We start from the raw sequence: 11,599 nt of genomic DNA, 5'->3' as shown, positions 1-11,599 counted from the left end.
GATTCAGGTGCGAATTGCGTTTTTGAAGCATGCAATGTGGCTTATTGAGCTTCAATTGCTACGAGGGTTTACCCTTGGTGTTTGATTGTATTTCGTAATGAAACCAGCCCGTGTTCGCGCGTCAGCGCCAAAGAAAAAGGCTGCGGCGCCCACTTGGGCGCTGCAGCCTCGGTGGGCTCTGCGGCTCAGGTACGTGAGGCGTTGACGACCAGATAGATGACCACGCCCACAAGGGCCGCGCCGAGCGCCGAACATGCCCAGACAAGCCGTTGGGCGCCTACGCGAAGCGCGTCCACGGTCGTCACCAGCTGGGCATTCTGCTCGGCCAGTTTCTCGATGATCTCAAGCGATTGGCGCTGCGATTGCTCCATCAGATGCACGCGCGTCTCGAGCGCCTTCACTTGCTGCAGGGCGAGTTCGGAAGAAGAAGAGGACGCAGGCAGTCGCCCCGCGGTCGAGGCCGCTTCGGCGGCGGCCTCGGCCTGTTGCGCATCCTTCTTCTTGACCAGTCCCTTGGCCGCCTTGATGACCTGCGGTGCGGCGTCGATCACGTCGCCCCATGGAACGAGCTTGAGCGCGGTAAGCCACGGAATCGCCATGTCTTACAGCACCTCGCTCGCGAAATCGGCCAGGCGCGAGCGCTCACCGCGAGCCAGCGTGATGTGACCGCTATGGGCCAGCCCTTGAACCTGTCGACCGCATAGGTCAGGCCCGATGAGCCTTCGGTGAGGTAGGGCGTGTCGATCTGCGCAAGATTGCCCATGCAGATGATCTTGGTGCCCGGCCCGGCGCGGGTGATCAGCGTCTTCATCTGCTTGGGCGTCAGGTTCTGGGCCTCATCGATGATCACGTACTTGTTGAGGAAGGTGCGACCGCGCATGAAGTTCATGCTCTTGATCTTGATGCGGCTGCGGATCAGCTCATTGGTGGCGGCGCGACCCCATTCGCCGGGATTGCCGCCATCGCCCTTGGCAAGAAACTCGAGGTTGTCATCAAGCGCGCCCATCCACGGACCCATCTTTTCCTCCTCGGTGCCGGGCAGGAAACCGATGTCTTCACCAACGCTCACTGTGGCGCGCGTCATGATGATTTCGGTATAGCGGCGCTCGTCAAGCACCTGCGTGAGACCGGCGGCCAGCGCCATCAGCGTCTTGCCGGTACCGGCGGTGCCGGTGAGCGTGACAAAGTCGACTTCCGGATCCATGAGCAGGTTCATCGCGAAGTTCTGCTCGCGATTGCGCGTGTTCACGCCCCAGACGGCGTTCTTCTGTGAGCCGTAGTCCTTGAGCGTCTGCAAAACCGCGGTCTTCTCCCGGATTTCCGTAACCCGCGCGTAGAGGCTCGGCTCGCCCGGCGCCTCGAAGAACACGAACTGGTTGATCATCATCTGCGAGACCAGCGGGCTCGTCACGCGGTAGAAGTTGTGTGCACCGCTTTGCCAGCTTTCGACGTTCTTGCCGGCCTTGGCCCAGAAGTCGGTTGGCAGCGCCAACACGCCGGAGTACAGCAGATCGCCGTCCTCCAGGGTCTTGTCGTTCTGGTAGTCCTCGGCATCCAGGCCCAGCGCACGCGCCTTCACGCGCATGTTGATGTCCTTGGACACCAGCACCACGTCGCGCGGAGCGAACTGCTGACGCAGCGCCGCGACCACACCCAGAATCTGGTTGTCCGCCTTGCCCTGCGGCAGGCTCGAGGGCAGCGTGTAATCGAGCGGCGAGGTCTGGAAATACAGCTTGCCGTTGGCCGCCTTCTGGCCTGTGGCGTTCAGTTGCAGACCGAGCGCGATGTCCTCGCCATCAGCCGCGGCCAACGCATCGAGTGTGCGGCTGACCTGGCGGCCGTTGCGCGCCACCTCCGTCATGCCCTTTTTGTGGCCATCGAGCTCTTCGAGCACGATCATCGGCAGGAAGATGTCGTGTTCCTCGAAGCGGAACAGGCTGGTCGGATCGTGCAGCAGCACATTCGTGTCGAGCACGAACAGCTTCTTGGGGCCATTGCTGCGCGCCTGGCGTGTCTTGCCCTTGTTCGCGGTGCCGACTCTGGCCACTGAGGCAGGCACTTCCCGTGCGCGGGCGGCAACCGGAGCGCTCACTGTGGTCTCGCGTGCAGGCGCGGTCCTTGCCGTGGTGGGGGCGTCTGCGTCCTGGCAGTGGCACCAGCAGGGGACTTCGTCGTGGTGGCGGCGCGGGCGGTTTTCTGGCGTTTGCCGGATGCTGTCGCCAAAGCTGCGTTGGATCGGGTCACTTCCGGTGCGTCGGAACGCTCGGCAACAACGGAGTCTGCGGTGGAATCTGAATCATGCGCGCTCGAGGCGCCTTGGCGGAAGGCTTCCGGGGAGAGCAGCGCGGCGCGCTTGGTCGGTGCGGGTGGCAGGGGCATGGTGCAAAAAGCCTCGCTAGCTAGAGGAATTCAGTAAGGGAACTCAGAGGGAACTCAGGAAACTTCAAAAGCAAAAAGCCGCCTGGAAACCCGGGCGGCTTTCGAATCTGGAGTGCGCGTTGCTGAAAATCAAAGGCATTGATCCATTATGCACACTCGCTGTGATGCTTTGACACAGAGGCGGGTTTTCAGGCCGCTTTCTTGTCCTGCACCTTGATGGTCTTGACGGCCTTGAGCACATCGTCCACATGGCCGGGAACCTTCAGGCCGCGCCACTCCTGCATCAGCAGGCCGTCGGGGCCGACGAGGAAGGTCGAGCGCTCGATGCCCTTGACCTTCTTGCCGTACATGATCTTGTTCTTGACCACGCCAAACATGTGGCACATCTTCTCTTCGGTATCTGCGATCAGCTCGAACGGCAGTTCCAGCTTTTCCTTGAAGTCGTCGTGAGACTTCATGTTGTCGCGCGACACGCCGAACACTGCGGCACCGGCCTTCACAAATTCTTTGTACTTATCGCGGAATTGCATTGCTTCCGTGGTACAACCGGGCGTATTGTCCTTGGGATAAAAATACAGAACCAGAATTTGACCCAGATGCGAGGCGTTGGATACCTTGACTCCGCCAGTCGCGTTGGCTTCAAATTCAGGAAGGGGTTTGTTGACAACGATCGCCATGGCACTCAATCTCTCAATGTAGTCGTTGAAAAGTCGGGAGCATTTGGTGTTTATTGCTTTTGTGGGAAAGTCCCCCGACGACAACCCATGATTTTACCCTGATTCCCTCATTTTTGCCAGCTATCGCCATTTCCCGGCGATACCCGTTCCCTATTCATCTTTTTCCAGCAGCAACGCGGCCACGACGTTGCGGCCTTCGCCCGCGAGAATGTTGTAGGTGCGGCACGCGGCCTGGGTGCTCATCGATTCGAGTCCGATCCGTTTTTCCATCAGTGGCGCGAGCCATGCTGCGGGTGGAAAGCGATTTTTTTTGCCGCTGCCAAAAATCACCACTTCGGCGTCGAGGTTGGCAAGCTGCGCGAAATGCGCGGCCGTGAGGTCTTCGAAGCTCGCGCAATTCCACTCGATGCGCTCGCCGCGTGAACCCACGATCAGGCTGTGGGTGAATTCTTCCTTGTCGATGGCAATCCAGCCCGGGCCGTAGCCGCTGATGGTCTGGACGTCAAAGCGGTCGGCATGCAGTTTCATGGGGACACTCACGATCAGGTTGCCGCGACGGATGCGCCATGGATGGGCGACACAAACGGGATATGCGGCGTGGTACAGGGGGAACTGTGCTTAAATTATAGGTTTCGTCAGGATGTTTCCCCGTCCTGATGCATTTACAGCCTTTATTTCAAGCCATGAAACCCGTCCTCAAATCTGCCAAGTTAGCCAACGTCTGCTATGACATCCGCGGGCCGATCATGGACGCGGCGAAGAAAATGGAGGAAGACGGCCAGAAGATCATCAAACTCAACATCGGCAATCTGGCGGTGTTCGGTTTCGATGCGCCCGAGGAAATCCAGCAGGACATGATCCGCAATTTGCCGACTTCGGCTGGCTATTCCGACAGCAAGGGCATTTTTGCCGCGCGCAAGGCGGTCATGCACGAAACCCAGAAGCAGGGCATTGCCGGTGTGACGCTCGATGACATCTATCTGGGCAATGGCGCGTCCGAGTTGATCAGCCTGGCCACCAACGCGCTGCTCGACAACGGCGACGAACTGCTGCTGCCGGCGCCCGACTATCCGCTGTGGACTGCGGCCACCAGCCTGTCCGGCGGCACGCCCGTGCACTACATGTGCGATGAGGAGCGCGGCTGGATGCCCAACATGGCGGACATCCGCAAGAAGATCACGCCCCACACCAAGGGCATTGTGGTCATCAACCCCAACAACCCCACCGGCGCGCTCTACAGCCGGGAACTGCTCGAAGAGATCGTGGCGCTGGCACGCGAGCACGGCCTCGTGATCTTTGCCGACGAGGTCTATGACAAGGTGCTGTACGACGATGCCACGCACACGCCGCTTGCCAGCCTGTCACAGGACGTTCTCACGCTGACCTTCAACTCGCTCTCCAAGGCCTATCGCAGTTGCGGCTACCGCGCCGGCTGGATGGTGGTCTCGGGCGACAAGAAGGCCGCCAAGGACTACATCGAGGGCCTGAACATGCTCTCCAACATGCGCCTGTGCGCGAACGTGCCCGGCCAATGGGCCGTGCAAACCGCGCTCGGCGGCTACCAGAGCATCAACGACCTGATCTGCGAAGGCGGTCGCCTGCGCAAGCAACGCGACATGGCGTGGGAGCTGATCAACGCGATTCCCGGCGTCTCGTGCGTGAAGCCGCAGGGCGCGCTCTACATGTTTCCGCGCCTTGACCCCGAGGTCTATCCGATCGAGGACGATCAGGAATTCTTTCTCGAGGTATTGCAGGAAACCAAGGTCATGCTGGTGCAGGGCACGGGTTTCAACTGGCCCAGGCCCGATCACTTCCGCATCGTGTTCCTGCCGCACGAGGCCGACCTGCGCGAGGCCATCGCGCGTCTTGCCAAGTTTTTGCAAAAATACCGTCAGCGCCACGGCACGGACAAGCCGCGCAACGTGAGCGCCGCGAACACCGGCGAGACCGCAACCGATGCCAAGAAGCCGAAGGCTTCCAGGGAGCATGCGGCCTGATCCGCATTGCCTCCCGTTCTTTTTCTCCTGCGCGTGCCCCACGGGGCGAAGCGCGCCGTTTTTTGACCGACTGAAAACTCTCGTATATGAAACCGATCCAGGTAGGCCTTCTGGGCATTGGCACCGTGGGCAGCGGCACTTTCAATGTGCTGGCACGCAATCAGGATGAGATCCGCCGCCGCGCGGGTCGTGGCATTGAGATTGCCATGGTCGCCGATCTGGATACGGCGCGCGCCAAGTCCCTCGTGGGCAATGAGGTCAAGGTGGTCGGCGATGCACGCGAAGTGCTCGCCAATCCCGACATCGACGTCGTGGTCGAGTTGATCGGGGGCTACGGCATCGCCAAGGCGCTGGTGCTCGAAGCCATCGCCGCAGGCAAGCACGTGGTCACTGCCAACAAGGCGCTACTCGCGGTGCACGGCACGGAGATCTTCAAGGCCGCTGCCGAGAAGGGCGTGATCGTGGCCTACGAAGCGGCCGTGGCCGGTGGCATTCCGATCATCAAGGCATTGCGCGAAGGCCTGACCGCCAACCAGATCCAGTGGGTGGCGGGCATCATCAACGGCACGACCAATTTCATCCTGTCCGAGATGCGTGACAAGGGGCTCGATTTCGACGTGGTACTCAAGGAGGCCCAGCGCCTGGGCTACGCCGAAGCCGACCCGACCTTCGACATCGAAGGCGTGGACGCCGCGCACAAGGCCACGCTGATGAGCGCGATTGCGTTCGGCATTCCCGTGCAGTTCGACAAGGCATACGTGGAAGGCATCACCAAGCTGGCGGCTGCCGACATCAAATATGCCGAGCAACTGGGCTACCGCATCAAGCTGCTGGGCATCACCAAGCGCACCGACAAGGGCATCGAGCTGCGCGTGCATCCGTCGCTCGTGCCGGCCAAGCGCCTGATCGCCAATGTGGAGGGCGCGATGAACGCCGTCGTCGTGAATGGCGATGCGGTCGGCACCACGCTGTACTACGGCAAGGGCGCGGGCTCGGAGCCGACGGCCTCTGCCGTGATCTCCGATCTGGTCGACATCGCGCGTCTGCACGAAGCCGATCCGGCGCACCGCGTGCCGCCTCTGGCCTTCCAGTCGAGCTCGCTCGTGGCTGCCGGTGGCGAGCTGCCGGTGCTGCCGATGGCCGACGTCGTCACCAGCTACTACCTGCGCATTCGCGTCTCCGATGAGGCCGGTGTGCTCGCCAAGATCACCGGTATCCTCGCGAACGCAGGCATCAGCATCGACGCCGTGCTGCAGCGCGAGGCCGACGAAGTGGGCGGCGAAGGCTCCACGCAGACCGACCTCATCATCCTCACGCATGACACGCGTGAAGGCGACATGGACCGCGCGCTCGCCGAGATTCAGGGCCTGCCGACCGTGCTGGCCCCGATCAACCGCATCCGCAAGGAAGAACTGAACTGAGGCACTGCTGTCATGTTGTATCTCTCGACCCGTGGTCACGCTGATCGCAAGCGTTTTTGCGACATCCTGCTCGCGGGCCTCGCTCCCGATGGCGGCCTGTATCTGCCCGAGAGCTATCCGCAAGTCGATGATGCGAGGCTCACGCAACTGCGCGAGGTCTACGCCAGGCAGGGTTACGCCGCGCTGGCCTACGAAATCCTCTCGCTCTACATCGACGATATTCCTGCCGCAGACCTGAAGGCGCTGTGCGCGAAGACCTATACCCGGGACATCTTCGGCACCGACGCCATCGTGCCGGTACGCAAGCTCGGTGAAGACGGTCTGTTGATCGAGGCGCTGTCCAACGGTCCGACGCTCGCATTCAAGGACATGGCGATGCAGTTGCTGGGCAATCTGTTCGAGTACGAACTCGCGCGCCGTGGCGAAGAACTCAACATCCTCGGCGCAACCAGCGGCGACACCGGCAGCGCGGCCGAATACGCGATGCGCGGCAAGCACGGCGTGCGCGTCTTCATGACGAGCCCTGAGGGCCGCATGAGCCCGTTTCAGCAGGCGCAGATGTTCAGCCTGCAGGACGAGAACATTCACAACATTGCCATCGAGGGCGTGTTCGATGATTGCCAGGACATCGTCAAGGCCGTCTCGAACGATCACGCGTTCAAGGCGCGTTACAAGATCGGCACCGTCAATTCGATCAACTGGGCACGGCTGCTCGCGCAGGTCGTGTACTACTTTGCGGGCTATCTGCAGGCGACGAAGAGCAATGCCGAGAAGGTGAGCTTCACCGTGCCTAGCGGCAACTTCGGCAACATCTGCGCGGGCCATGTCGCACGCCAGATGGGTCTGCCGATTTCCCGGCTGGTGGTGGCCACCAACGAGAACGACGTGCTTGACGAGTTCTTCCGCACGGGTGTCTACAAGGTGCGCGGCGCGGCCCACACGTACGAGACGTCGAGCCCGTCGATGGACATTTCAAAGGCCAGCAATTTCGAGCGCTTCGTGTTCGATCTGGTGGGGCGCGACGCCGCGCGGCTGGCCCAGTTGTTTGGCGAAGGCATTGGCAAGCAAGGCCAGTTCGACCTGAGCGCCGATCCGGCCTTCAAGGACGCAGCGGGCAAGTATGGTTTCGTGAGCGGCAAGAGCACGCACGCGGACCGTGTCGCCACCATCAAGGACAGCTACGAGCGCTTCGGCGACATGATCGACACCCACACCGCCGACGGCGTGAAGGTTGCGCGTGAGAACCTCGCGCCCGGTGTGCCGATGATCGTTCTCGAAACCGCACTGCCGATCAAGTTTGCCGCCACCATCGAGGAAGCGCTGGGCCGTGAACCCGATCGGCCTGCGAAGTTTGACGGCATCGAGGCGCTGCCCAAGCGGGTGGTTGTGATGGCTGCGGACGTACAGAAGGTCAAGGATTTCATCGCGCAGCATTGCCGCTGATACACCGCTTCATACCTCAGTGATTTTTTTGCAGTCACAATCGAACCGGCGTATGCCTCGCGGTATGCGCCGGTTGTTTTTTGGTCAGATGGAACGGGTGGGAATATGAAGGCCATTGGTTTCGCAGGCTATTCAGGCGCTGGCAAAACCACCGTGCTCGAGCAGGTGATTCGCCTGCTGCGCGAACGCGGCGAGCGCGTCTCGGTGGTCAAGCACGCGCATCACGGGTTCGACGTGGATCTGCCGGGCAAGGACAGTTGGCGGCATCGTCAGGCGGGCGCGTTCGAGGTGCTCGTGGTGTCCGATCAGCGACTGGCCCTGATGCGCGAATTCGAGCAGGCATGCCCCGAGTTGTCGGTGCACGACATGCTCGCCGAGCTGGATCCATCGGTGGACTGGGCGATCGTCGAGGGATTCAAAACCAGCGATCTGCCCAAGATCGAGATCTGGCGGGAGCCACAGGCCCATGAAAAGCCGCGCACCCTGCGTTGCCTGGAAGACGCGGCGGTCGTCGCCGTTGCCACCGACGATGCGGATCGTCTGCGCCTGAACGGCCCGCTGACGATGCTCGATCTCAACGATCCGGCCACAATCGTTGACTGGATGCAGGCCCATGCCGGACGTTTCGCCTACGCCGGTCATCCGGATCGCAGCACACAGCAACAACAACGACACAGCAAGGAGTCTTCACGTTGAAGCCGCACACCCCGCCGAATCTCATGTCACTCGACGATGCCCTGGCCGCCGTGCTGCCCGTGGCCACGCGGCTGGACGCACCCGACACGGTGGACACGTTCGACGCCGATGGCCGCGTGCTTTGGGCGGATGCGGTGTCCGATCTGCAGGTGCCGCCGCTCGACAATTCCGCGATGGATGGATATGCCGTGCGTGGTGCCGATGTGCAGCAAGCGGGCGTCGTGCTGCCCGTGAGCCAGCGCATTGCGGCGGGTCAGGTCGGCACCGCGCTGGCGGCACAAACGGCCGCGCGCATTTTCACCGGCGCGCCCGTGCCCGAGGGCGCTGACGCCATCGTGATGCAGGAAGACACCGAAACGGTGGATGGCGGCGCTGTGCGCATCAACGTGGTGCCAAGGCCTGCGCAATGGGTGCGCCGCGCGGGCGAGGACATCGCGCGCGGCGCGACGATTCTTGCGGCGGGCACGCGCCTGACTCCGGCCGCGTTGGGCCTGGCCGCGAGCATTGGTCTCGGTCGCTTGCAGGTGGCTCGTCGCCCGCGCGTGGCCTTGTTTTCCACGGGCGATGAACTGGTCATGCCGGGCGACGTCGCACCTGCGGACATGCCGCCGGGATCGATCTACAACAGCAACCGGTTCTTCCTGCGCGCCTTGCTCGTGCGGCTAGGCTGCGAGGTGCACGATTGCGGCATTGTTCCGGACGACCGCGACGCCACGCTGCGGGTCATGAGCGAGGCTGCCGCGAACAGCGATCTGATTCTTTCGAGCGCCGGTGTGTCGGTGGGCGAAGAAGACCATGTGCGGCCCGCCGTCGAGCAACTCGGTGAACTCGGTCTCTGGAAGATTGCGATGAAGCCGGGCAAGCCTTTCGCTTTCGGCAAGGTGCATCGCGGCGGCGATGGTCGCGGTAGCGCATATTTCATGGGCCTGCCGGGCAATCCGGTGTCCAGTTTCACGACGTTTCTGATGCTGGTGCGGCCTTTCATCCTGCGCCTTCAGGGTGTGCAGGATGTGGCGCCGCGTGCGCTCAACGCGACTGCCGGATTCGAGATCAACAAGCCCGATGCACGCCGTGAATTCCTGCGCGTGCGCCAGACACCGCAGGGCACGCTTGAGCTGTTTCGCAACCAGAGTTCGGGCGTGCTCACCTCCGCCGTTTGGGGTGACGGACTGGTCGACAATCCTGCGATGACGATGATAAAAAAGGGCGACGCGGTTCGCTACATCCCGTTTTCGGAGCTACTGCAATGAACCAGGAAACCACCGTGCGCCATCAGATCAGCGTCCTCTACTTTGCATCGATCCGTGAGGCCATGGGCACCGGCAGCGAGCGCATCGAAACCGGAGCGGCGACCGTGGGCGCGTTGCGCGAGGAACTGATCCGCACGCGAGGCGAGTCCGCCGCCGCCGCACTGGCTTCGGGCCGGGCGGTGCGCACGGCGCTCAACCAGGTGATGTGCAAGGCCGACGCGGTGATCCACAGCGGTGATGAAGTCGCATTCTTTCCTCCGGTCACGGGCGGCTGAGATGTCCGACGCCGCTGACGAAACCATCAGTTCGCGCACGCGCAAGGCACTGTCCGAAGCCAAGGCACGCGGCGTGAAGCTGGGCACCGCGGGCGCCGACAACATTCGCGCGACGGTCGAAAAGCGCAAGGCCGATGCGGACGCGTTCGCCGTTCAGCATCGGGCCGTGTTTGCCGAACTGATGGCCGAAGGGCTCACGCATCGCAGGATGGCCGAGGTGCTCAACGAACGCGGCATTCCCGCCGCGCGCGGTGGAGCCTGGACGCATGGCCAGGTGCAGCGCATGCTGCTGAGGCTGCGCGCCCCCAGCTGATTCAGTCGCTTTCGTGCCCTTGCGCATCGCGCGGTCGTTGAGGCAACTGGATCGCACAAAGCTGATCGACGACCGCGCTGGATGCCGGTGTCATCGGTGCGCGCAGCTCGGCGGTCATCCATCCCTGACGCGCAAGCCAGCCCTTGATCGGCGCGGGATTGGGTTCGGCGAAGCTCGCGCGGATGTGCTGCTGGAGCGGGGCCCAGAGCGCGCGGGCGGCGCCGAGCTGGCCGGTGGAGAGCAACCGCAGCAGCGCAACAAAATGATCCGTGTGCGCATGGGCGCTGGCCGCGATGGCACCCCGCGCACCGAGCGCAAGGCTCGTGAAGATCTGCACGTCTTCACCGGCCAGCACCTGCAATGCGCCTTCGTCGATCAGCCTCTGCGTCTTGGCCGCGTCGCCGCCACAATCCTTGATCGCAACGATGTTCGGGTGGCGCGCGAGCGCGCGCAGTGTCGCGAGTTCGAGCGTCGCCCCGGTGCGGTAGGGAATGTCGTAGATGACGATGGGGTGGGCGCTCGCGTCCGCGATGCGGGTGAACCAGTGCATCAGCCCCTCCTGCGACGGGCGAATATAGGTGGGCGCGGGCACCAGCAGCGCGGCGAGTGCCCGCGAATTGAGTTGCTGCACGCGTTCGAGCATGCGGCCGAGATGGCAATCGGCCGCACCCATCATCACCGGCAAGCCGCCCGCCGCATCGAGAATGGTGCTGAGCACGGCGTCCTCTTCGTCGTGGGAAAGCGCGGCGGCTTCACCGGTCGAGCCGCACGCGCAAAAGCCCGCGATACCCGCCTGCCGCATGCGCACCGCGAGCGCGTGCAGGGCGTCGTGGTCCACGGCGTCGTCGCGAAATGGAGTGACCAGTGGTATCCACAGACCCGAGAAGTCGGTCGTTGATGGCTGGCTTTGATGGGATGAAGGCATGGCTGGATCTTTCAGAAGTGGATTGAAAGACCGGGTCGGGGGAGCGACGAAAACGGCGCGCCCCCTTGCCACCGGCCAAATGCATGACGGTGGGGCCTGGCAGCTGCCGGCGAGATGCCGGTCAGTACGAAAACAGGGGAGAGAGAAAAGAAGAAGAAAGAGAGGCTGCCTGGCCGGTTCCGTCGCTCATCTGGACGGAACCTCGGCTCCGGTCAGACGAGCT

At 62.6% G+C, this 11,599-nt stretch carries 11 protein-coding genes and 1 pseudogene; 7 read left to right on the top strand and 5 right to left on the bottom strand.

What is annotated here, in order from left to right:
* Positions 1 to 185: 185 nt before the first annotated feature.
* The 4 genes and pseudogenes from H9K75_RS07075 to H9K75_RS07060 all read right to left on the bottom strand — a co-directional run bounded on the left by H9K75_RS07075 (position 186) and on the right by H9K75_RS07060 (position 3,584).
* On the bottom strand, positions 186 to 599 hold the full coding sequence (locus H9K75_RS07075; protein WP_187725234.1) for a hypothetical protein: 414 nt from the start codon (positions 597 to 599) through the stop codon (positions 186 to 188).
* A 3-nt stretch (positions 600 to 602) separates the two neighbouring features.
* Positions 603 to 2,379 (bottom strand): annotated as a pseudogene (locus H9K75_RS07070) (PhoH family protein).
* Positions 2,380 to 2,567: 188 nt separating this feature from the next.
* The gene (locus H9K75_RS07065; RefSeq protein ID WP_187725233.1) at positions 2,568 to 3,056 is read right to left on the bottom strand and encodes a peroxiredoxin; all 489 of its coding nucleotides are present in this window, start codon (positions 3,054 to 3,056) and stop codon (positions 2,568 to 2,570) included.
* Between the two features lie 150 nt (positions 3,057 to 3,206).
* Positions 3,207 to 3,584, bottom strand: a complete 378-nt coding sequence (locus H9K75_RS07060) for an Mth938-like domain-containing protein (RefSeq protein WP_187725232.1) — start codon at positions 3,582 to 3,584, stop codon at positions 3,207 to 3,209.
* Between the two features lie 155 nt (positions 3,585 to 3,739).
* Here H9K75_RS07060 and H9K75_RS07055 point away from each other — a divergent pair, with 155 nt between their 5' ends.
* From H9K75_RS07055 to H9K75_RS07025, 7 genes are all read left to right on the top strand, one after another.
* On the top strand, positions 3,740 to 5,053 hold the full coding sequence (locus H9K75_RS07055; RefSeq protein WP_226858590.1) for a pyridoxal phosphate-dependent aminotransferase: 1,314 nt from the start codon (positions 3,740 to 3,742) through the stop codon (positions 5,051 to 5,053).
* 86 nt (positions 5,054 to 5,139) lie between these two features.
* A complete protein-coding gene (locus H9K75_RS07050; protein WP_187725231.1) occupies positions 5,140 to 6,474 on the top strand; it encodes a homoserine dehydrogenase in 1,335 nt (444 codons plus the stop codon).
* A gap of 12 nt (positions 6,475 to 6,486) precedes the next feature.
* The gene (gene thrC, locus H9K75_RS07045) at positions 6,487 to 7,917 is read left to right on the top strand and encodes a threonine synthase (protein WP_187725230.1); all 1,431 of its coding nucleotides are present in this window, start codon (positions 6,487 to 6,489) and stop codon (positions 7,915 to 7,917) included.
* Positions 7,918 to 8,022: 105 nt separating this feature from the next.
* Positions 8,023 to 8,613 (top strand): molybdopterin-guanine dinucleotide biosynthesis protein B, encoded by a 591-nt coding sequence (mobB, locus tag H9K75_RS07040; RefSeq protein ID WP_187725229.1) that lies wholly within the window; start codon positions 8,023 to 8,025, stop codon positions 8,611 to 8,613.
* Between the two features lie 23 nt (positions 8,614 to 8,636).
* Entirely contained in the window at positions 8,637 to 9,863 is a 1,227-nt protein-coding gene (locus tag H9K75_RS07035; RefSeq protein WP_187725949.1) for a molybdopterin molybdotransferase MoeA, read from the top strand.
* Positions 9,860 to 10,138 (top strand): molybdopterin converting factor subunit 1, encoded by a 279-nt coding sequence (gene moaD / locus H9K75_RS07030; RefSeq protein ID WP_187725228.1) that lies wholly within the window; start codon positions 9,860 to 9,862, stop codon positions 10,136 to 10,138. The genes H9K75_RS07035 and moaD overlap by 4 nt, the downstream gene beginning before the upstream one ends.
* 1 nt (position 10,139) lies before the next feature.
* Entirely contained in the window at positions 10,140 to 10,451 is a 312-nt protein-coding gene (locus tag H9K75_RS07025) for a recombinase family protein (protein WP_187725227.1), read from the top strand.
* A gap of 1 nt (position 10,452) precedes the next feature.
* On the opposite strand, the gene dapA is transcribed toward H9K75_RS07025, so the two are convergent.
* Entirely contained in the window at positions 10,453 to 11,376 is a 924-nt protein-coding gene (gene dapA, locus H9K75_RS07020) for a 4-hydroxy-tetrahydrodipicolinate synthase (RefSeq protein ID WP_187725226.1), read from the bottom strand.
* Between the last annotated feature and the right edge of the window lie 223 nt (positions 11,377 to 11,599).

The organism is Diaphorobacter aerolatus (assembly GCF_014489535.1).
In the GTDB taxonomy this organism is placed as follows: Bacteria; Pseudomonadota; Gammaproteobacteria; order Burkholderiales; family Burkholderiaceae_C; genus Diaphorobacter_A; species Diaphorobacter_A aerolatus.
The sequence above is the reverse complement of the archived record's forward strand: the minus strand, read 5'-3'. Positions and strand labels throughout refer to the sequence as shown.